The organism is Methylobacterium sp. 275MFSha3.1 (assembly GCF_900108435.1).
Taxonomy (GTDB): Bacteria; Pseudomonadota; Alphaproteobacteria; order Rhizobiales; family Beijerinckiaceae; genus Methylobacterium.
Map to the genome: position 1 here is coordinate 59,931 of NZ_FNWP01000024.1, position 22,087 is coordinate 82,017.

Consider the following 22,087-nt stretch of genomic DNA (forward strand, 5'->3'; position numbering starts at 1 on the left):
ACTATCTTAAGAAGTATGCCACACGCTTTGGCTCACCGGTCGCGTCATGCTTGCAAAATGGTCACTCAATAATTTCAAATCCTTCAGCGATAGTGGCGACATCGATCTCGCTCCAATTACGGTTTTGGCTGGAGCAAACAGCAGCGGCAAAAGCACCATCATTCAAAGTCTGCTGCTGCTAAAGCAGACCGTACTATATAATAATCCAAACAGACCTTTGGGTCTCAACGGACCAATTCTAAAGCTCGGCAGATTCGATGATATCAAAAACATCAATACCGAACAAAAGACGATAGGGTTCTCGTGGACTCTTACGGATGCAAGCTCGTATCACAACTATGAGAGAAATTCCAGTTACATAGTGCCGTATTTTGGGTACAGACAAAGGTTCCAGATTCGAAAAATCGATTGCTCGGTTAGATTCAGCGTGATCGAGGATCCCGGAGCTAACAAACTTGTGCGTGCTGCGCTGAGCACTAGTGAGTTGCAACAGCTTCAACCTGCGCTGGATGCAGTGAAGATGCGTACAGAGTACTCTGACGGCATTGAAAAAGACGCGCCGATCAGAAAGAACGAGGTCAGCCTCGTACATAGAAGATTTGATCGTAGTCCGCAGTACTACGGCGCCGATGCAGCGCTCGGAAATATAAAAAATTTATTTTCCATGAAGATCGACTATATGGACAGCGAGACTACGTCGCAGGTTACCGAAAATCGCCCGGGGTCGACACTGGTCGGAGCTACAACAAAGCATTTTCTGCCTTCGCAGATCGGGTACACCTACAACAAGCGTCGCGATGTATCCAGTAAAATAGCGACGATGCTAACATCCTATCGATCTTATCCTTCGTACATGTACGACGCCGACGTAGTGGGTACTATAGTCCCGCAGGTGGTAGCTAACCTTTTGGTTAAGACGATAATGACCGCTGTGCACAGCAGCAACGTGCCAACCGGCGCCACCTACATAAAGAAATTGCTTGAGAGCGCTGTTACTCGAACTCTCGACGGCCAGCAGAGTGTAAAGGAATTGTTCGATACCACTAGTAATATATTGAGATACCTTCCTGATCGTCCTAAAAACGAAGTGGTAAATGCCTTGAATTCCATACAATCCGAGGTCGAAAGTATGCTCTTGGCCCGGATAGATGTCGATAATGACATGGGTTTTGAGGCTTCTGCTCCTTACGCAATAGAGTCCGCCGCAGATCTAACCATCAGCTTTTTCCAGCACGCAATACGATATCTCGGCCCGCTGAGAGACGAGCCCAAACCTATCTATCCGCTCGAAGCTGTCGCAAATCCCACGGATGTTGGTTACAAAGGCGAGCATACCGCGGCAGTTTTGGACTTAAACAAGGACAAAGAAATCAAATACGTTAGTAGTGCATATGTCGGGTCTCCCACCGATGCGCCTCAAACTGAGACCACACTACAGGATGCTGTGATCGATTGGCTTATCTACCTCGGTGTAGCCCAGAGCATTCGGACGGGTGATCGGGGTAAGATGGGGCATGAATTGCAAGTCAGAACGAAAGACGTTTTTTTGCATCACGATTTAACGAACGTCGGTGTAGGTGTGAGCCAAGTTCTGCCAATCATCGTTATGGCCCTGCTAGCACCAATACCATCGACATTGATCTTCGAACAGCCCGAGCTGCATCTTCACCCGCGTGTGCAGACGAGACTGGCCGATTTCTTCATAAGTCTCGGTTTGTGCGGGCGCCAATGTATATTGGAAACACACAGCGAATATTTAGTGGAGAGGTTGAGGCGGAGGATAGCGGAGACCGAGGGATCTAGTCTACAGTCAAAGATAAATATCTATTTCACCCATGTCGAGGACGGTAATACGGTATGCGAACCCGTGGAAATCACGGAGTACGGTGCCGTGAAAAACTGGCCCAAAGATTTCTTCGATCAAAGCCAGGATGAAACATCGGAGCTACTCAAGGCGGCTCAGCGCAAGCTTAAGAATCAAAAAACGAAGAACCGGCCGTAATCTGGGTGAGTGATAATGTTGCCGTCCGTGTTGTTCGATGCGAGTTACTTCGCAATGCCTGGAGCATCCGAGCATGTTGATGATATAGAAGATATCTTCATGAACATAAATGATTGGGCAGACCGCATGACCAATCAGAACGTCGCAGACTTCCTGATAGCGTATGACGTAATTGATGTGCTCTCGGCTGCAAACTGCTATCCGCTCGTTGAGAACGTAAATGCACTCTTGGAATTATACGAATTGTCGCATGTGTTCTCTGCCAACGACATCAGCTCGCGCATGCTTACAATCATGTCTAATGCGGAGACCGTGCTTGAGAGCTGGGGGTGCGAAACCGATGAATATCAAAACTGTGCCATCGGCGGAGTTGACCTGAGTGTCTGCGGTGACAAGATCCTTGTCGAAAATTTCGAGAGATTGTGCAGCACGATAGCTCACTCAGAGCGCTCAGCGAATACGAGGATACTTTCAAGCTTTCCTGTAAACGGTGAGATACTGAGAGTCTCTACGACGGTTGAAGCAGTTCGCCAGAAAGACGGGGCGACACAAGTTGTGCTCGAACCAGAGCGCATGACGGTTGAAATACCTCATATTGATACCCCCGAGAGCTTTCTCAGGAGCTTAGATCCCCTACAGGTCTGGACTGATGCAGAGACACCGGAACAAATTCATCTTGCTGTCTCTCTGCAGGTAGCGAGGGATATGGATCTAAACATCTCTAGCTTGCCGCTGGAAGGTGAAAGCAAGTTCTTTGTCGGTTCAGATTTTATCTGGTCGCTTGATCGGCACGGGATTAATGACAACCAGCAGAATTCGGCGGTTGTGCTCAGAAAGTGCGCGGAATGTGTAACCGGTGCTAAAGGCACTTTCGTTCGCGATTTCGGTGAAATCAGAACCAGAGATAAAGCGACCTCACACAGAATGCACATCACAAAAGGTGGCGCAGCTTACCGGCTAATGTTCTGGAAAAAAGATGGCGTACCCGAGCTGGCAAACGTTGGACCGAAGAATGAACTCCGTATTTTGCAGGGTGGAACCTTGCACCGAGCAGAATTCTAGCCATGAAACAGGGTTCTGTAGTTCGCTCAGCCGAAAAAAATCGCGGTGATGGTAATCGGCTTGAGCTAACATCGTGTCACTATCCTCATCAGCCCGGTAGGATATTATCGTTTAGCTCGCGGAAGGGAAGCGGGTAACGAGGCACTGGCAAGAAGGCCGGTTGCGTGACACTTATCTGTATCGAGCTCCCGGTCTGTGAGGTCGCTATCGAATCTCAAAGGGACAGCGGACCTCCGCAACGGTGCTGCTGTTGTTCAGTGAGTTAGAGTCGATCGCAGAAGACACATCTGAGGAAGAGTGAGACGTGCTGTCAGGAGGCATCGGGGACAAGCTTGGAAACCGCTATGAAGCGAAATGGCTGGTGCAACAATTCCTTGACGTCATTACCGGACGTGCTGACTGGCTGCGCTTCGAAGGTGTCACCGACGAATACCTAGGATTTGAGTTCGCCGTCTGTCACAACCGAGTGGTATCCTGGCATCAGACGAAACTCAGTAGCCCCAATGGAAACTGGACGATAAGCGCTCTATCACGCGAAGGTCTCATCAAAGCTTTTGGCGACAGGTTGAGGCACGAAGAGCATAATGAATGCTTCTTTGTATCTCAGGATCCAGCTAAGGATCTTGGTGTCCTGACAGAGAAAGCTCGTATCGCAAATACGGCTGACGAGTTAGAGCTGCTGCTATCTAAAGATCATAGAGACGTACTAAAGCAGCTATCAGATACTTGGTCCATCGAATCACAGATCGCGTTCCAATGGTTGCGTCGTATTTTCGTGAAGAATGTCCCTGTTTCCGTCATCGACGAGACTATTGAGGCCAAGTCGGCGCTGTGTTTCGCAGATGAATCGTCTACGGTGTTTCCAAAACTGAGAGACGTATTAGAAAAGAATTTCAATAAAGTCCTCACAACAGATTCGGCTCGCGAGATTGTCCGACAAGATTGTCAATTAACAATCAAAGACTGGTCCTTAGATCCGAGCTTACGTGAGAAATTGCGTGCGGAGACAAAGTCATATTTGGAGACGTACAGCCCATACGGAGCAGGTGGAAGAGATATTCTGCGACCGCAAGTTGCCGAAATTATGAAAATCCTCACCCAGAGCGATGGTCCGATGATCACGCTCGTAACAGGCGTTGCTGGGGCGGGCAAATCTGGTGTTGTAAGAGGTGTTATACGAGAGCTGGAGGAGCACCGTGTCACTCATCTGGCGCTCCGTGTCGACCATCATCTCGATTGCAGTACGCGTGAGGCTATAGGCCGAGCAGTTACCGGAAGGTCAGAAAGTCCAGCCGCAACACTTAAGGGCCTGGAGCCATCAGGTCGGTCAGTCTTGATTGTCGATCAGCTCGACGCTGTCAGCGAGATCTCCGGCCGGAATGGTGTAGTCAAAGATGCCGTACTACGGATGGTGGCTGACGTACGAGCATACAGGTCTGTGCGCATTATGTTGGTATGTCGTACGTTTGATCTGGAAAGTGATCGGCGCCTCAAGGAGATGCGCAACACGCCAGATCTGACCATCATCGATACCCCGCTTCTTGATTGGTCATCGGAAGTGGAGCCATTTCTGAAATCCAAGGACGTTGACATAGGCCGGATCTCTTCTCCTCAGCGTGAATTGCTGAGGCTTCCGTTAAACTTAGCGATGTTTATCGATGTTCCTCCAGGCTTTGGCTCGGGCTTTCGGTCGCGGGATGATCTATTCCGGTATCTGATCGAGCATAAGGAGCGAGCGGTCCGAGCGCGCAAGGCATCATGGTCTCTGTTCCATCCACTGTCCGCACTGGCGGACTGGATGAGCGATCGGCAGAGATTGGAGGCGCCGGTCAGTCTCTTAGATACATTTGGTGGAGCTCAAGACCTCCTAAGATCAGAGCATCTGATTGTCATATCGCGCGGCCGGGTAAACTTTTTCCATGAGAGCTTTTTTGATTACATATACGCACGAGCGTTTTCTTCGAAGCATTGTTCAGTCGTTGATCTGTTGAACTCAACAGAGCAGCATCTGTTTCGGCGCACCCAGGTGAGGCAAATTCTGGAGACTTTGCGGCAATCGGACTATCCGAGATATCTAAGCGAACTGAAGAACCTTATGGATAGTACGGCGGTCCGCTATCACATCAAAGTTGCGGTTGCTCAGTGGCTGGGTACTCAACGAGACCCCTCCCCTGCCGAGCGCGACATCGTCCTTCGTATTGACACTGGGTCTGAGGAGTTGCCTGCGCTTCTTCGCTACGCTGCCTTGCAAAATGCGGGTTGGTTTGATGTACTCGTGGCGATTGGTTGGGTGGAGGTCAACCTCGCCAGCGGCGACGCAAGGCGCCGTCCAATTCTCTGGTGGCTAGCGTCCATCGCAGGTGAGCGGCCGGCCCAGATCAGCAGCATCCTTGAGCGGTGGTGGGACGGCGACGAGGAGCGCGGCAATGCGCTTCTAGACTGGTTCGCCACATTCCTCCGCACAGATCCAACCCCGTGCCTTTTGGATCTCTGCGAGCGTGTCATCCGCTCTGCACCATCGCAGCTTTTCGAGAAGCGCACTCCATTCGGGCGCCATTTCCTAATAAATGTTTTTGCGGGCGAACATGCGGCGCGCAGCGCTAAGGTTTTGCAAGCGCACTTCGATGCATGGTTCCATACGCATCCAGGACTTCATCCGTTTGAACGTTTGGAACTGCGGGAGCTAGATACATACGCCCTGGGCGAGATTGCAAAGCGTGCTCCTTTCGCCTTTCTAGAGGGAACGACAAGGGCCTTAGATTTCTCTGTAGATTTAGTGCTCAAAAATCAAGAAGCTGGGGAGTGGGACACAACGTTCAATCACCGTACCCTCTCCGGAAATCGATTCGGCGCAGATGAGTTCATTGGCTTCTACCGAGATGCGCTAATCGAAGTTGCAAAATCGGAACCTGAGAGGGCGGTCCATGTGCTCTCGAGCTTAGATGCTACCAAGCACGAAGTTTTTATGCATCTCCATTTGGAGGCAATTGCGGCAAACGGTTTAGCACTAGGAGCAGAACTTCCTGCACTTCTAAGGTGCGGACATCTATTTGAGGCAGGCTACGACGGGGCGGACTGGCTATCATTCGCACGGGCTGCAAGTGCAGCTCTGGAGCACTTGCAGCCTCCTGAGGTACTACGGATCGAGGAGACCATTCTATCCCATTTCCCAGAGATTGAACAAGCAAGCAGGTTTCTACGAGCTAACCGAGAAGGAGATGGAGTACAGATCTGGAAGCCTATAACTATCTTACATTACCTAGGAAGATCGGGGTTTGAACAATTTTGTGTGCTCAAGACGATAGGAGATCAAAGGCTTTCTGCCGCCGCTTGCCGGCGACTGCAGATGTTCTGTCGTAAATTCGGCGCTAACGCTCGGCTTATCAGAGACGAAGAAGGCGGCTTTGTTCCCAGCCCTATTGCGAGGGGCAGCACCGAGCGAATGACGGACTCACAATGGCTGGGGGCGATAGCACGTTACCGAAGTAATGATCATCGCAACGAAGGCCGACCGCTATATGATGGCGGTGCCCGACAACTTGCTAGCGAACTGCAGCATGCGGCGAAGAATGATCCCGCGCGCTTTGTATCTCTATTACGGGTATTTCCTCGTGAGGCAAATCCTGCTTACGTACAAGGAGTCTTGTGGGGTTTGGCCGAATCTGACAGTGCGGACGTGAAAACCGTTGCAGAGGCAATTCGCCTCGCACATTCACGGAGTCATAGAAATTTTGGGTCAGAAATTGCACGGCTTTGCAGCGAATTCCCTAGAGTTGCTTGTTATGACGGAGTACTGGAGACACTTTTCTGGTACATCGAGTTTGGTGACGCAAACGATGTTGAGCTCGTTGAGCAGAAAAGTACTGAGCGGGAAGTAGTCCGGATTGAAGACTTATTAGAGCGATCCGGTAAACTGCATGTGCGTGGTGTCAATGGGGTTAGAGGCTGGGCTGCGGAAGCGTTGGGCAAAGTTCTGTGGCAAGTCCCGGAGGTCTCCCATAAGGCCTGGCCAGTCATTGAGAGGCGCATCGCGGCCGAAGAATTGGTTAGCGTCCGATGTTGTTTGGTAACCCCCTTGGCGGCTCTGTACAACGATGATCGGACGAGGTGCGCCTCATCGGTCGATGAGCTCGCTCGGCGGCGTGGTCCCACTGGCGAGCACAAAGCCGAAGGTGCGCTTGAGAGGATGGTTGCGGCAGCTGCGTTGCCGACCGCGAAGATCCCAGCCTTCTTGCATTGCCTTGGTATCATCTGTGTACAGATGGTGCTGAGGCGTAAGGCAAAGTCGGCGTCAGGTAGCACGAGCATAGATATATCTAAGAAAAGTGCGCACCTTTCGCCCTTGGTGACTTATCAGGGTACCCGTCTACTGCCGTATATCATCCATAACGTTCCGGGGGTAGGAGAAAGGCTGCTCGTACGGTTGCTGCTGTCCAAAGACGATATGATGCGTTTGGTAGCTGCGTGGCACATTTTTAGAGGCAGTTTTCACGACTGCCGGTACGTGCGACTTGCTGACTATCTGATTGAGCAGAGCAGTGTGCATAGAAGAATTGCGGCTAGTGTGGCAGCGGGCGCAGTCACTCGCGATGAGTTTCAACATCGTGCAAAGAGACAGCTTATTGCTTTCTTCAACGACCCTGACGGAGATGTGCGAAAGCAATCAGCAGAGGTGTTCCGGCAGCTTGAGGGGTCAGAAATGGCTCTCCACATGGACCTTGCTGAAGCTTATGTCGACAGCGCGGCGTTCGAGGAGGCAGCCTTCTCGTTTTATCACGTACTTGAGGATGCCTGTTGTGATGTCGCAATGTTGCTCGTGAAGGCGGCGGAGAGGTCTTTAGTGCGCCTGGCCGTTGACGCCAAGACGTTGCAGAGACCGCAAAGGGATATGAACCAGCTTCTCGATCTAATTAAGCGCGAGTATGCTACTTCAGACCACTCTTCTATTCTGAGGAAGCGATTGCTGGACATTGTTGATGAAATGCTTCGATATGAGGTATATGGGGTTGAGGCGGTTGTAGCCGCGCACGAGAGATGATCTCTGAGATGTTGCTCTTACGTTTTCGGGTAAAATTTATCGGTTGAGCGTGCTACGGCAATTGGTTCTGGAGTGAAAGATTGTACATAATCTTGATAACGACCTGTAGCCTCAGTATGTCGGCATCCGCATGTACCCGTACTTTTCCACTCGCGAGGACTACTTCGATTCCGCTTGGGATCTCGGAGGAAGACGCTCTTATGTCACTCTGCTCTACATTCTTTTTCCTGGATTTGCGCGCCTCTCGCCTCCATCTGCATAGTTGAGAAAGATTGATATCGTACTTGCGAGCAACAGATGTCAACGTGACGCCGGGAGGCGCGCATTCCGCGAAGATAAGTGCTTTCTGTTCGGCGGTCCAATCACGTCGCCTGTTCTTGTTCCTATCCAACCTCACCTCCTCGCGGCTGTACGCTCTGTGTGCAGCATTATCAAAAATTATCTGGGTGCAAGGTGGAGGGTTATGTGAGCGCTGACCTTTGTACTTGTTTTTCACACCAAATGGATTATGTTGTCTAGGGCTGTATATTGCCACGGTCTTTGGTCTGTAACGTTGTGCCGTCGTAACGTCATAGAATCCCTTTTGAGCTCGCTACGTCTCAAGCGCTTTTCTTTCCTCTGAGCTTCGCTGCCAATAGAACGACAAAATTTTGCGCGCAGGTATCAGATGACTTTCCGGACGTGTGTCCCCCCTGCCCCGGTTGGTCGGTCCCAAATCGGTCACACTTCAGCGTGCGAAGGCGGCACAAACAGCTTGACCACTGTAACCACAGGCGCATACGCTTCTGCCCTTAAGTGGTTGATGCCATGGGAACAGTCCGACGCTCTTCCGCAGAGACTTCGTTGCAGCTCATCCAGACGCGTTGCCCTCCGAAGGCAAAGGTCACACGTTCGAATCGTGTCGGGTGCGCCATTTCCGTTCAAAACTGCGAACCGCGGGCATGGCTCCGGTTTGGCTCTCAGCTACGGCCCGCTCCAAGCTGGTCTTGTCGCCGACGATGCGGACGGCAGTGTCGTCTACCTCAATTCGATCGACGACGGCTCGCAGCCATGCCTTGCGGAACGGGATCTCCCCATCTGTAACGTTCGCGCGCATCAACTCGCCGAACTGCTCGATCAGTTCCGGTCCGATGATTGCCGGAGGCTGTTGCACGATCCGGATGCGGTCGAGCGCTGTGCGCGCACGATCGCGTTCCACTTTAAGGCTGGCGAGGCGCTCGCCTAGGATATCGTCGAGCTCGGTGAGTCCCTCTTCGATCAGGCTGTAGAGCCGCTTCAGCTTGTCTTCAGCCAATTGCGCCTCCGCCTGCAGAACGGCGACCCGGCCGTCAACCTCCGACGCTTTCTGAGCTCTGCTGGCCCATAACGACGACAGTGTCGCCGTGAGCCGGTCCGGCCGAAGGAGCTGTTCGACCAGATTGTCGGTCACCAGCGCGTCAAGCGTATCCATGCGGATGGCTCGACCCCTGCAAGCCGATTTGCCCATGCGCCCGCTCGTCGAGCAGGAGTAATAGCGATGCACCTCGCCCGAGCGCGACGTGCCGGTTCGGAGCGTCATCGCGCCGCCGCAGGTTGCGCAGGTCGCGAGCCCGGTCAGGAGGATTGGGCCGGTCACCACGCGCGGTGCCGTAACCCGCGGGTCACGTGCCTGTAGGGTTTTGGCGACCGTCTCGAAGGTAGCGTGATCGATGATTGCCGGGACAGCGATGGAGATCTGCTCTGATTTCGGTTTTTCGAGCAAAGTTTTCGAATCTCGCCGATTAAATACCCAATCCCCGATATAGACCCGATTGGTCAGGATGGTGTGGATCGAAGCGACACCGAAGCGTGCGCCCGTGCGTGTGCGATAGCCGCGGTCGTTTAGCCACGACGTGAGCTTCTTAATACCGAGTGCGCCGGACGTGCCATCGCCGTGAGTATAGAGGCGAAAAATTAGTCTTACCGTCTCGGCTTCAACTAAGTCGATAACCAGACGTTTCTTTGTGCGATTCGCGCGCTGCTCTACCTCCTGCGTCTTGTAGCCGAGCGGTGGCCGGGCGCCGTTGCAGAAGCCCTGGATTGCGTTTTCCTTCATTGCACGCAGAACGTGCTTGGCATTCTCGCGGCTCTGATATTCGTCGAACATGGCGATGATCTGCCGCATCATCACCTGAGCAGGATCGTCGCCGAGTTCTTGAGTTGCGGATACCAGCCGTACACCAGCTTTTGCCAAGCGGCGCAGGTACATCTCAAGGCCGAAGGCTTCTCGGAAGAAGCGGCTGTACGAGTGGACGAGGATCACGTCGAACGGGTGATCGCCATCGCAAGCCCGTTCGATCATTTTCTGGAATTCGGGCCGGTTGTCGTCCGTCGCCGAGGCTCCAGGCTCGACATATTCAGCGACGAGCGACCAGCCCTTATCATCACAGAAGGACTGCAGCTTCTTTCGCTGATCTGGGATGGAGAGATCCGACCCGGCCTGTCGAGTTGTTGACACTCTTAAGTAGCATGAGACCCTCGTAGATCCAATCTGAGATTGCATATCTGGGCTCTGGCTGGTGTTGTTTGGCATCAGGTCGCTCGATTGCGCTTCACTGAGTCTGATTCGTTCGCCGCGCGTTCTCAACCGAGCGGACGGTCTGCGCATGCAGATTTTTGCCCGTCGCGATTGACGCGCGACGGGCAGACTTGATCCGAAGTTAACTGAGTCTCAATCGCTAGGGAGCGTTGTTCATCTGCAGAGATGCATGGAACATCCCTTCGTAGCGCTCATCCGCGAGCAACAGGGCAGCGTGGTGGCCCTGCCGCTTCAATTCACTGAGTTGATGGCACTCCCAGCCGTTCCCAAGCAGGTGTCTCGCATGACGGGTTGCTTGCTGCCGGTTGTGGTGCGCTAGCGGACCGATATCGATACCGACGAACCGTGCGATGAGGTTCGCGCCGCGCAGGGCGACGATCTCCTCGGCGACGTGTTCCTGCGGATGCAGCGTGTCGTCGGGCAGGAACTCGTGGCTTCGCAGGACGCGACCGGTGGCGTGGATTGCCTCATGGAAAAACCTGTCGGCCAGGGCAGCGGGGCTGTCCTGAGCGGCGCTGTCGATCCAGATCAGAGTTTTCCGGCCGGGAGCGACGAGGGTGCCACCGAGGCCGATGAACGGCCGCAATGCTTCATCCCCGCGCATCGATACGAGTTCGATATTCAAGCGCGTTAGACGATCACGCAACCGCATAGTGCCTGCCGTCTCTACGATACCGAACGCCCCGTCTTCACGGCGTTCGTCAACGTATCGGCGTATCATCCGGTCGTATCGCAGGAGGTTCGGCGGCTGGATCGGACCGTGTAGGTCGAGGCTGATGGTCTTGGTCGTCATGCGGTTTTTCTCACGTGTTAGAGGACGTTTTTAGCCTAGCCCGTGATCGGAGACTTCAGTTGCATTGCTGCCAAGAAGTCCGACAAGGACTCTGTGCCGCAAGCTTACCTGCGCATCTTGCGGAGAATCTCGTCGAGCTGAGCGCCGAGATACATCTCCAGAACCTCGAGCTCTCTGGGAGTGACCGAGGACTGATCGAGATGTTCGAGTATGACCGTCAGGCGCACTGGCGCCGGCCGCCGAAAAGATTTTCGACTCACGGTCGAAGCTGAGGAGGAACGGACGGGCTCAGCCATCGAGGGCCAGCCCCTTTCCGCGCTGACGGTCACGTCTTGGTTGGCCGGCTGTCTTTGCCGGCATCGATAGGGTGTTGGCTGGGCTGGCTCTGCCTCCATCCGATCTGGACAGGTCGAGCTGGTCCTGCCGTTCGGCCGTTTGAGCGCCGTAGTCGAGCGTCGAGGCCTTCTCGCCCGAGCGTCCGAGAACGCGCGCGAGGACTGCCTGTCGTTCATCGCTCGTGACCGGACGGCCCCGCTCACTCAGAGACCGCTCCTTCCGAACTGCCGCGTCAAATCCGATGCAGTCCACGAACAGGCGCGTCGTCTCGCGTGCCCGACTCGCTGCGACGAAGGCATCGTGCCGGTCGAAGCCGGCATCGACCCAGACGAGTGCCGCGTCCGTAGTCAGGCCCTGCGCGCCGAAGCAGGTCGTGGCATAGGCGTGACCTAACCGCACGCGGCCTCGGGCGTCGGCCAACGCCTCGGGCGCGAAGCTGACCTCCCGGGCGCCGATCCAGGCTCTTAAGCGCAACCCCTCTGTATGCCGCTCGATTCCAGTAAGGATGGCCTCCGTTCCGTTGATCGCTCCGACACTGTCCAGTCGGGCAAGGAAGCGGAGGCGATCGCCGACGGCCAAGCCGAGCTGGTGTTCGCGTCCCGAAGCAGTGACTGCGGTCAGGCTTACGGCATCCTCCGCCCCGAGCCGACCTTCGCCCCGCAAGGCTTCACGAACCCCAGCGTTCAACGCCAGCACCTGGCTGTTCGTGCGCGCGATCAGGATTGGTTCGGGCGCGGTGAGGTCTGACCTGCGGGCTGCGACCCAGGCGGTGATCATCGCGGTAGTCGTCGCACGCGGCCCGACGTACGAATCGATGGCAGCATGGCGACCGAAAAGGCCCAACGCGGCCTCGGCGCGTCCGGCGCCGAGATGGCTCACCGCTTCGCGAGCCCAGGCGTGGCGCTGACGAACGATGACGTCCACCCGCCGCGTCCCGATCGCGTCGGCGACGATGCGCAGGCCCGGGCCGCCGATCGGCTGCAACTGCTTACGATCGCCGACGAGGCGAAGAGCCACCTGCTCCCCGCGTGCCTGGGCACGCTCGACCTCTTGCAGGATGCGGTGCAACTGCCGACTGCCGGTCAGACCCGCCTCGTCGATCAGCAACACGGTTTGATCTTGCAGGAACGGACGTCCTCGGTCCGCTCCCGCCAGCCAGCTATCGATGGCGCGGGCCTCGATCGCCAGATCGTCGCGCAGAGCATGAGCGACTTTCCAGGCGCTCGCCGCGCCGATGACGCGCCAACCGGCCTCCCGCCAAGCCTGAGCTACGGGCGCGAGCAGGGTCGTCTTGCCAACACCTGGCGCACCCTCGACGATGCCGAGCACCGATGGTGTGGCGGCAAACCGTGCGGCTTGTGACTGTTCCAGATTGAGGCCCGCGCGCTGCACGAGTTCTTCGACGCGCGCTGAGTCTGGACCAAGGGCGATGCTTCTTGCTGCCAGATCGACAGCACTCGCCTGCAACTCGCGCTCGATCGCGATCATCTGCGGCGTCGAATAGATCGGATGCGGCCAACGAGCGTCGCGCCCGAGCGCGACGACATCGCCAGCCGCGACAAGCCGGTCGACCTCGACCATGGCCCGCTCGGCCCCTGCGCCGGTGCCCATGAGAGCCGTGGCAACCGCGGCGACCAGATGCCGGTGCTCGAAGATGCTCTGCGTCTGCGTGAGCGCGAGTGGGACGGCATCGATTCGGGCGCGGATCAGGGCTTCCCGCTCCCCGTGCGTCAGAACAGGTTTCCCGAGCCCCCGGGCGAGGGCCGCACGCAACACCGCCTGCGGCTCGAACCCGCGCGCTGCGGCGCGTTCCCGCCAGAATGCGTGTCGATCCTCGCCAGCCTCCGCAGCCGGTTCCTTCGCCCGGCGGGTCGCCCGTGCCTTGGCCGCGGCGAACGCAGGCGCATCGGCGCTGCTCCCGATGCCCGCCGCTCCGAGCTCGTCCTCGATCTCGTTTCGGCGCGCCGAGAAGTAGGCGCACAATTCGCGATCGACGCCGTCAACTTCGAACAGTCCGTTCGACCCGGTCACCTCGATGGCAAAGCCGAGCCGCTCCAGCTCGCGGGCGAGTTCGTTGTGGTAAACAGATCCTGAAGCCATCTTCCACGCGAAGACGGCCTTGCCGTCCAGTGCACCGAAGGTGCTGTCCTCCCGCTGCGCCAATGACAGCACGCAGGCGTGATGGTGCAGCGCAGCATCGGAGAAGATCAGGCCGTCGTCGTGTTCTGCTGGCCGTGCTTCGCCATGCCGGAACAGCGCGACCGTGAGATTGACCCGCTCACGGATCCGGCCGCCTTTGCCGCGGCGGCAGAATGCGGCGTTGCGGTCGAGCAAGCCGATCGCAGAGGCGACGGCTGCCTCATGGGCTTGCTCGATCGCCGCTCGCATCTCCGGGTCAGCAAGTGCCCAGAGCAGGGAAACGGATTTGGGGGCGCTGAACGTGACGTCGTAGCCGCCGACGCGTTCGTCGCGCCGACCGGTCTTCGCGAGAAATGGCCGACCTTGATCGTCAAGGGCGGCATGCAGGCGCTCGAACGGCGCAGGTTCAACCTGACTGCCCGCCTTGAGGCCGAGTCCCGGCCCGACGATGAGCCAGCAGCCGGCGGGTTCGCGACCCCCGAGATAGTACTCGGCCTCAGCGAGATAGTAGCGGGCGGATGTTCCTGCCGCGACTGACGCGACCATGGCTGCCTCCAAAGTGGAAGCAGTTCAATAAGCGCAGCTCTGGGCGGGCCGATCAGATTTCACAGCACAAAATCTGGACCCGAGTCGGTGAGATTTTTCGAAGGGAAATCTCAGAGTGTCAGCTGGATTCCGTGTTTGATCCGCCTCGTCCATGGGCCTCCGCCCGCGGCACAGGCATGGAGCACGCAATGCCAGCCAAACCCCTTCAGCGTACCCAGCCTCCCCATGACCCCGGTTCTCCTCCATCTTCCATCACCGCAACCGCTCGGCCGCAGTTGGTCGTCGTTGCGAGCGGTAAGGGTGGGGTTGGTAAGTCGACCTTGGCGACCCTCGTCGCCGATCTCTGGACGCTCGCCGGGCAGGCCTACAGGCCGTTTCAAGTCGATGACCAGCGCAGACTCGGCGCGATGCTCGGCGCCCGTGTAGCGACCATCGTACCCGACTACGAGGCCGCGATGCGGGCGCCTCGGGCTCTGACCGGGCCCTTCTCGCCACTCTACGACGCCTGCGCCGAGACGAGCGAAACCGCGGCTTGCGTCCTGCTCGATGTCGGTGCCAACCGCATCGATCTGACGGCACTCTGGGCGCGTAAGGCCGAGTTGCAGGAGGATCTGACTGCCTGGGGCATGTCCGCGGTCGTTCTGGTGCCTGCACCCGTTGAGAGCGAGGCGCTCCGCCAAGCAGCCGTGACGATCCGGGCCTTCGCAGCTGCCTTGCCGGGGGCGAACATCGTCTTTGTCGAGAACCAACGTGACGGACGTCTGTCGGAACTCAAGCCGCGCTCGGAGGCCGCCGTCGTCTGGCGCTCCGAACTCGCCCCGCTCCTGGGCGGTGAGGGTCGCCACCATAGCGTCATGCCGCTGATCGAAGCCGATGCATGGAGCGCCTACGAGAACCACGCTCTGCGGTTCATCAAGGCCATGAGCCTCGCACCAGCCGAGGCTGCGGCGCTGCTCGGCGAGGAGGTCTCTGAGGCCAAGATCATGCGCTCGGCGGTGACCGCGTTCGTGCGCACCATGCGAGCTGAACTTGCGCCGCTGTTGCCGGGCATCGTCGACTCCGGGGAAGCGTGATGGCCGACGATGCCGGCCGGGCTCCGCCCGACAACGGCCTGGGCATGCGAAGGTGTGAGCCCGATTCGCATCCGTCGCAACCGGCATCGGCGCGGCAGGCGATCGAGCATGCGATCCTCGACGAGGGGCGGGCTGCTCGCCTCGCTCTGGCGCGCCGAACTGCTCAGGAAGCGCTGCTCAATCCTGGCGCGATTACCGCGCGACGGCTCAGTCGCCTCGGACCGGACGGGCTCTCTCGATTCATCGAGGAGATCCGCCACGGTGCGCGATCGACACTTGGACAGAGCGTACCTCAGAGCAGAGAGCACACGGCAGGGGCGAACCCGGACGGCACCCAGCCACCTCGATATGCGAAGCCGAGTGTCGCCCGGATCGAAGGCTGGTGGCGAACGTGCCGGGAGGGTGCTCCAGGTTTCGAGGCTAGGGCGCGGTGCTGGGGCTACGCCACGGGCGCGGTGCTGGCGGCCATCTGCGTCGCGCTGCTCCGCCAGACCAAGTTCTGAACTCCTTCAGGCAAATGCACGTGCTCGCGGACGCGCCTGCGCGCCCGCGAGCATCCATTCCTGTCCAGGAACAAGCGATGTTCACACCAGTCCTGCAACATCTCGGCACTGCGCCCCGCCGCTCTTTGGAGCCGGCGATCAAAACCGCACTTCTCACTCTTGTTCTGGTCGCGGCCGCAGCGATGCCCGCGTTGACGATCGCAGCGCCGCCCTTCGTCGGCCCTTGGGACGGTGCGGAGCGCGTTCCGGTCCTCCACATCCTCGCTCGTGCCGACCTGCCCTGGGTCGAACTGAGTCTCCAGCGTCGCGCTGCTCTCGCTCTGCTCTGCGCGATCGTCGCCGGGTTGGTCGCCGGCTGCCGCGCCTTCCGCGACACGCCGCTGAGTGACTGTGGCGTCGTACAGCCACACGCTGACGAACCTCGTCATTATCGCGATGAGGATGCCGCCCGCGCGCTGACCGAGCGGCTGACCGAGCAATACGGCGCAGGAAGCAAGAAAGGCCTCTGGCTCGCGCCAGGCATTTGCCTGCCGCGTGAGGCCGAGGGGATGGGCCTCCTCATCGTCGGTGACAAGGGCTCGGGCAAATCGAACATCCTGCGGGCCCTCGCCAGCCAAGCCATAGCGCGCGGAGACCGCGTCCTGCTGCATTGTGTGAAGGGTGATGTCGCTCAGTCCTTCGCGCCCGGCGAAGCCGTGTTGATCGGTGCTCATCACGCCGATAGCTGGGCCTGGGACACTGGCGCCGACCTTGTAGGCGACGCGGCATACATGGACCTCGCCGCGGCCGTCATTCCGATGTCGGAGGGTGGCGCGTTCTGGGCGCAGAGTGCGCGGGCTGTGTTCATCGACGTGCTGCACGACCTCGTCGCCGAGCGCGGTCGGGCCTGGACGTTCATGGATCTGTTCCTCCGCCTGCTCGACGAGCCGGGGGCGATCCAGGCACGCGTCGCTAGGCTTGATCTCTCCGCCAGTCCCCTGCTCGGACAGGGGGAGGACGGGATCGGAAACACCACGTTCGGGGTGATGGCTACACTGTGGTCCGGCGCGCTCTCCAGCGTGCGTCCGCTTGCTTTGGCGTGGGCTGCAACGCCGCGGCATCGGCGCTTTTCAATCAGGCAATGGCTGCGTGGTCACGGCCCGAGAACGGTCATCCTACAGACTTCGCCTGAGTATGAGGAGTTGTCGCGGCTGATCACAACGGTCCTACTCGGCCGCGTATTGACTGGAATTAGCGACCCGAGCTTGCCCGTAAGCATTAATAGACGGATAAATTTTATACTTGACGAATTTGCGTCCTTGGGCCGGATTCCGCGGATTGAGAGCGCTTTAGCGCTCGGGAGGGAGAAGGGCCTCGTGGTTAACGCCGCCGTTCAGAGCCTCACCCAGCTCTCTGCTCTATACGGTACCGAAAACGGTCAAATTGTGCAGGATCTGTTCCGCCTTCGGATCTTCTCCGCACTTGCTATGGGGGCCTCGGCAGATCGGGCTGAAGCGTTGATCGGGCGCCGTACGCTCATCTGGCATCAGCGCAATGGCGAGGCTGATCGCAAGGGTCGTTACCGGACTGAACGCGGGGAGCGGCCGCTTCTGTCGACGACCGCGCTAACCCGCGATCTCGGTGTACGCCTTGTCGGCACCGATCCAGACGACCCGACGCATAAGCGCCTCCGCGCTGTCGTTACCGGTCTCGGCGATGTCTACGAACTCGACTGGCCGCTGACGATCTGGCCGAAGAAACGTGAGGGCTACGTCGCCGCACGGTGGCTGACCACTCCCCGCAGGTCCAGCTCCAAGGATGATGCCGTGCCGCACAGGCGGATCCCAGAAAATATCTCTCGAAGCGATGGTGGCATTGCGTGACGACCGACACCTCTACGGGGTGCCTAAACTCCAATGATGAAACGGCCAGCGGAGGTGACGCACCCCCGCGCGAGTTCCGTTGTCATCCAGATAGGAGTGCAATGATGTTACGTTGCCGCAAGAACGGAAAAAGTAATGCGACGCGCTCGAAGGCTAGAAGCGGCGCCAGAACCGAGAAGAAGAACATGAAAGGACTAACCTGCCGAGATCCGCCCGCAAAGCTTAGGCGAAACCATTCCACGCGGGATCAGATGGCGTACAATCCGCGCGGTGAAATCGTTTTTACGGATGTTCGAAGCCTTTCGAGGTTGTCGACCGGCAGCAGGAGGGCGGGGCCGACTACGGTCACGTGACGTTGTGCGATATCGACGTGGGCCCCGGACTTTTGATGCCCATGATCGTTTAAGACGTATGAGACAGTGAATTTGTTCGATTGCTCGACAATAACAGTTGCAGTTCTCTCGATCGTTTCCCACGCAGTCTTGCTGAGGAAAGACTCAAGTGTTCTGAACGCGGACCAAGCATCAGGTGAGTCAAACAAATCCTGGAATTCTGGAGACGGCCGACAAAACACACCAACGATATCCGCGGACGTCGTAAGGTCCAGAGTGGCTTGACAGTTTCGGCGCAGGGCTCCTGCCCAGCGAGCTAGACGCTCAATCCTAAGCCATTCGCAAGCACGAGTCTGATGTGGGATAGGCACACTTCCACCGTAAAAAGCGACTAAGACGCGATCTACGAGGCTAGGTTGCCAGCGTTTGATAGATATATCGTTCGTTTCAGGGTCGATGTCGTGCTTGCCGTAAATCTCATCCCTCAGTTCCGAATCTTCGTGTGCGTCTGTGGTAAGTTCGTTTGTATGACCATTCCGGATAGTCATTGATATCCTTCGCGTCAATTCTGCCGAAAGCCTCAACCTCATGATATTCTGGCACATAAACAAGGCAATCGATGAGGCTTCGAATTCATCACAACGTGCCATCAGACAGCCGGTCATTTCTCTCGAAAGCTGAGCTTTGAGTTCCCCATGTGTCAGACCGTACCAGCGGGTGCCAGCCTTCCCACCTTGCTCTACAGCAGTTCCATAGATGGCAGCGATAGAAGGATAGATCTTTCGACTGACTGAGAAATTGTCGCAACCAACCCACAAACCGGCTTGTCTTGTTACTCTGATGGCGGGATCACCTTTCCTCCAGTTTTCTCTAGATCCACAAATCGGCAAAAGTATATCTTCCGTGGGCTTATTCAGCCAATCTGGGAGATATGAGGTTGGTGTAAGATACTTCATCGCTTCAAGAAAGGCGTCTGTTTTAAGGAAGAGGCCGTAAAAGCTATCGAAATTTACTTTTAGGGCTTCCATCCGTGTTTCATTTTTTGGTCGAGGCTGTTTTTTTGAAGCTAAGTTCTTAAGGCTCGCCGGAGATGTTCTGTAACCTTTCTCCATAAATAGTTTTTCATCTTTCGACGTCAGAAATGGCGTGCGCGTTACGACATCGTCGTATGTTAGGGGCACGAAACGCACCCGGCGGTATCGGGGTGCGATTTCTTTTCTGATCTCTCGTATGATACTTTTGAATGATATTTTTCTACGCCTTGCCGGATCAAAATAGATTACATAATCGATATTACTACGAGCAGCAACGATAGTCTCTTGATCGTTAATATATTCAATTTGCTCCCAAGGTAGAAGATTTTCATCTTGTTGATCGTTTTGTTGATTTGCGCGAAACGCCATACTATAATTCCCGTATCTAAGGTCTGATTTCAGCGCTTTTCGGGCTTGAGGCGAGCGCGAGCTAATGCGAGCTCTGCGTCCGTAAAATCCGGAACTGGTGGCCGTTTGGAAGGCGCTACGTGTCGCTGGAGTAGTGATTCGGCTGCCTCGGCTTTGTCCATGTCGGGTTTTCGATCCCGGCGGCGCACAATTGTATCGCCCCGCGGTAGCGCTAATGCCGAGCGTTCTTCACCGGACGGCATACGTTCCGAGGCGTCCCGATCCGGTCTGGTAGACCAACATCTCTGGCGGACGGCCCGTGAATAGCTAGCACGCAGCTGATCAGCCGAAATTGGGCCGCCATCGAGTCTTCGCGCGCCGGCTGTGGCAAGGATCTTGGCAATACTAGCCCAGCGCAACTTTGCCGAGCGCGCAGTCTGCAACACATGCAGATGGCGCGAAACAACGGCGTCGAGCGCAATCGGCTCTCCCGCGAGGGTGAGGTCGGAAGCCAGTCGCGCTAAGCTCGATCGAAGTTCGTCAGCGTCCATATGGACCGCTGTACAGATCGGCCCTTGTGAACCTCACACGGAAATCGCGTCAATTCGAAGCAATTTGAAGCCGTTCGAACAGCTGCAAAATGCTTCAAAAAGATTCAAGATTGATGCACACCTGTGCACCTTTGGTGCTGGCGCATCTTGGGGACACCCAGCTTCCATCCAGATGGAGTGCACCCTCTTTGACCGGACAGGCAGCGGAGCGGGTTCAGGCGCTCCGGCTGAGGTACTCTCGGGGCGAGAGCATGCGCAGGCCGGAGTGCGGGTGGACGGTGTTGTAGTTCTCGAACCAAGCCGGCAGAAGCCGCATCACGGTCTCGGCGTCGGCCAAGATGGCGAAGCGGACATAGTCGCGCTTGAGCGTCTTCACGAACGCCTCCGCGATGCCCTTGCTCCGCGGCGAACGCAACGGAGTGAACAGCAACCGTAGGCCGAGCGCGGCGGCCGTCTGCGCTGTCTCCTTGGCGATGTAGGCGGAGCCGTTGTCGGACAGCCATTCGACTGGGTGCGGGGTCTTCGTCGCGCCGAACCGGCGCTCGCAGCAGGCGATCATCAGGTCGCTGTAGCGCGACGATCTGAATGAGAGCCCGTGTGGTCTCATCCTGACTGCCACGCTGCAGGTCGCAGACCATCTCGGCCGAGACGCCTGTCGTGGTCGCCGACCACGCCATGATCTCACGGTCGCAAGCGTCGATGGCAAACAACACGCGCACGATCGCACCGTCCCGGCAGCGCAGTTCAAGGTGATCCGAGCTACCCGCTCCACGTTCGAGCGCAACGGGGCCGGCGGGCGGTGTACGGCGCGAGGGTGAGCCCGTTCGACGGCAGGATGCGCAGCACCCGCTCGGCATTGACGCTCGCATCGCCGCGCGAGCGCATGGCCCGGTTCACCAGTGCGGTGACGCGGCGATAGCCGTAGCTCGGGCGGGCATCGACGATCGCGCGGATCGTCAGCAGCAGCTGCGCCTCCTCGGGCTAGTAGTAGAGGCTGCGCGACCGAGCAGGTCGACTCAGGCGCTCGGCCGGGTGGGAGCGGGCCACGCCGAGCGTGTCGGCGACCGCTTTCACCGCAAACCGCCCGTCGAACCACTCATGCGGGCCCATCTTCCACGCCTTCTCGAAGCGGTTCAAGGCCAGGAAGAGCAGCTTCAGCGCGGCCTGGTCGGTCGGGAACTGCCCGCGGGCGCGCTCGGCCCGGCGCAGCGTGGCGTTCAGGGTCTTTATGGCGTTCGTAACGGGTATGAAGATAGCGGTGCCGTGACTCGGCCGGGACGCAGGTCCTGGCGTATGGTGCGACCATCCGGGACAGAGGCACCGGCAGCACGAAGGTGCGGGCAGGCCGAGGTATACGATGAGCTGCGAGCTCGCGTTAGTAGTTGGCCGCCTCTGCGACTTGCCCGGTTGCGCCGTGAGCGCGGATCCGTAGGTGTCGTGTCGCCCGCAGCTCCCCTCCTGAGGCAACGAGAGGAGCAGCCACGCGACGCGTAATCGGAGTGGACCTGCGCCGCACCTTCGCCGAGGTCGTGGTACTGTCAAAGCTTTAACGGCAAGCTGTGCGACGAGTGCCTGCGCCAGGAGATCTTCTACTCGCTCAAGGAAACCCAGGCCGTGATCGCCCTCTGGCAGAATACCTACAACCGCGTCCGGCCGCACTCGCCCCTGGGCTATCGGCCCCCAGGCGCCCGTCAGCTACCCAGATCTGGCCTTCCGGCTACCCATGGCAGCGGCCGTGCAGTAGCCTCTTGTAACTTGATCCATCCCGCGTCGGGTATACTCCTCGGCGCGGTGGCGGGTGAGAGACCGTTAGCCTCTGGGGCCACCAAGCCCGCAAGTGAGCCAGGGTCCTCGCCCGCCGTTCCATCGAACCCGAACAGTCGCTTGGGCCGCTCAACGCGAAGCCCGCTT

At 57.6% G+C, this 22,087-nt stretch carries 10 protein-coding genes and 3 pseudogenes; 7 read left to right on the forward strand and 6 right to left on the reverse strand.

All coding sequences use genetic code 11. The annotated features are described in order from the left end of the window. Nucleotides 1–46 precede the first annotated feature (46 nt). The 3 genes from BLW78_RS24500 (at nucleotide 47) to BLW78_RS31010 (ending at nucleotide 8,102) form a co-directional block, all read left to right on the forward strand. Nucleotides 47–2,002, forward strand: a complete 1,956-nt coding sequence (locus BLW78_RS24500) for an AAA family ATPase (protein ID WP_091682625.1) — start codon at nucleotides 47–49, stop codon at nucleotides 2,000–2,002. A gap of 15 nt (nucleotides 2,003–2,017) precedes the next feature. Then, nucleotides 2,018–3,064: a hypothetical protein gene (locus tag BLW78_RS31005; protein ID WP_139307727.1), complete on the forward strand. Its 1,047-nt coding sequence runs from the start codon at nucleotides 2,018–2,020 to the stop codon at nucleotides 3,062–3,064. A gap of 361 nt (nucleotides 3,065–3,425) precedes the next feature. Further along, nucleotides 3,426–8,102, forward strand: a complete 4,677-nt coding sequence (locus tag BLW78_RS31010) for an NACHT domain-containing protein (protein WP_139307728.1) — start codon at nucleotides 3,426–3,428, stop codon at nucleotides 8,100–8,102. A gap of 883 nt (nucleotides 8,103–8,985) precedes the next feature. Here the strand turns inward: BLW78_RS31010 and BLW78_RS24520 are convergent. From BLW78_RS24520 to mobF, 3 genes are all read right to left on the reverse strand, one after another. Next, complete coding sequence (locus BLW78_RS24520; RefSeq protein WP_091682631.1) at nucleotides 8,986–10,653, reverse strand: recombinase family protein; 1,668 nt, start codon at nucleotides 10,651–10,653, stop codon at nucleotides 8,986–8,988. Nucleotides 10,654–10,798: 145 nt separating this feature from the next. After that, nucleotides 10,799–11,452, reverse strand: coding sequence for a hypothetical protein (locus BLW78_RS24525; protein WP_091682632.1), 654 nt, complete (start codon nucleotides 11,450–11,452; stop codon nucleotides 10,799–10,801). A gap of 288 nt (nucleotides 11,453–11,740) precedes the next feature. Next, nucleotides 11,741–14,473 carry a MobF family relaxase gene (gene mobF / locus BLW78_RS24530; RefSeq protein WP_091682634.1) on the reverse strand — a complete coding sequence of 911 codons (2,733 nt, stop codon included), beginning with the start codon at nucleotides 14,471–14,473 and terminating at the stop codon, nucleotides 11,741–11,743. Between the two features lie 320 nt (nucleotides 14,474–14,793). On the opposite strand from mobF, the gene BLW78_RS24535 reads away from it, so the two are divergent. The 3 genes from BLW78_RS24535 to BLW78_RS24540 all read left to right on the forward strand — a co-directional run bounded on the left by BLW78_RS24535 (nucleotide 14,794) and on the right by BLW78_RS24540 (nucleotide 17,911). Then, nucleotides 14,794–15,546 carry a hypothetical protein gene (locus BLW78_RS24535; RefSeq protein ID WP_091682635.1) on the forward strand — a complete coding sequence of 251 codons (753 nt, stop codon included), beginning with the start codon at nucleotides 14,794–14,796 and terminating at the stop codon, nucleotides 15,544–15,546. Next, entirely contained in the window at nucleotides 15,546–16,049 is a 504-nt protein-coding gene (locus BLW78_RS31015) for a hypothetical protein (protein WP_139307729.1), read from the forward strand. Before BLW78_RS24535 ends, BLW78_RS31015 begins: the two co-directional genes overlap by 1 nt. 77 nt (nucleotides 16,050–16,126) lie before the next feature. Then, nucleotides 16,127–17,911, forward strand: a complete 1,785-nt coding sequence (locus BLW78_RS24540; RefSeq protein WP_170855230.1) for a type IV secretion system DNA-binding domain-containing protein — start codon at nucleotides 16,127–16,129, stop codon at nucleotides 17,909–17,911. Nucleotides 17,912–18,158: 247 nt separating this feature from the next. Here BLW78_RS24540 and BLW78_RS31020 read toward each other — a convergent pair whose 3' ends face one another. From BLW78_RS31020 to BLW78_RS30775, 3 genes and pseudogenes are all read right to left on the reverse strand, one after another. Continuing rightward, nucleotides 18,159–19,646 (reverse strand): mitochondrial import receptor subunit TOM20, encoded by a 1,488-nt coding sequence (locus tag BLW78_RS31020; RefSeq protein WP_139307730.1) that lies wholly within the window; start codon nucleotides 19,644–19,646, stop codon nucleotides 18,159–18,161. Between the two features lie 744 nt (nucleotides 19,647–20,390). Beyond that, nucleotides 20,391–21,262, reverse strand: a pseudogene (locus tag BLW78_RS24545) (integrase core domain-containing protein); the annotation flags it as partial. A gap of 6 nt (nucleotides 21,263–21,268) precedes the next feature. After that, nucleotides 21,269–21,415: pseudogene (locus BLW78_RS30775) on the reverse strand (transposase); the annotation flags it as partial. A gap of 273 nt (nucleotides 21,416–21,688) precedes the next feature. Here BLW78_RS30775 and BLW78_RS30780 point away from each other — a divergent pair. Continuing rightward, nucleotides 21,689–21,920: pseudogene (locus BLW78_RS30780) on the forward strand (transposase); the annotation flags it as partial. Between the last annotated feature and the right edge of the window lie 167 nt (nucleotides 21,921–22,087).

Coding starts and splice junctions, on each gene's coding strand:
- BLW78_RS24500 (WP_091682625.1), top strand. CDS start 47: ATGCTTGCAAAATGGTCACTCAATAATTTCAAATCCTTCAGCGATAGT.
- BLW78_RS31005 (WP_139307727.1), top strand. CDS start 2,018: ATGTTGCCGTCCGTGTTGTTCGATGCGAGTTACTTCGCAATGCCTGGA.
- BLW78_RS24520 (WP_091682631.1), bottom strand. CDS start 10,653: ATGCCAAACAACACCAGCCAGAGCCCAGATATGCAATCTCAGATTGGA.
- BLW78_RS24525 (WP_091682632.1), bottom strand. CDS start 11,452: ATGACGACCAAGACCATCAGCCTCGACCTACACGGTCCGATCCAGCCG.
- mobF (WP_091682634.1), bottom strand. CDS start 14,473: ATGGTCGCGTCAGTCGCGGCAGGAACATCCGCCCGCTACTATCTCGCT.
- BLW78_RS31015 (WP_139307729.1), top strand. CDS start 15,546: ATGGCCGACGATGCCGGCCGGGCTCCGCCCGACAACGGCCTGGGCATG.
- BLW78_RS24540 (WP_170855230.1), top strand. CDS start 16,127: ATGTTCACACCAGTCCTGCAACATCTCGGCACTGCGCCCCGCCGCTCT.
- BLW78_RS31020 (WP_139307730.1), bottom strand. CDS start 19,646: ATGGCGTTTCGCGCAAATCAACAAAACGATCAACAAGATGAAAATCTT.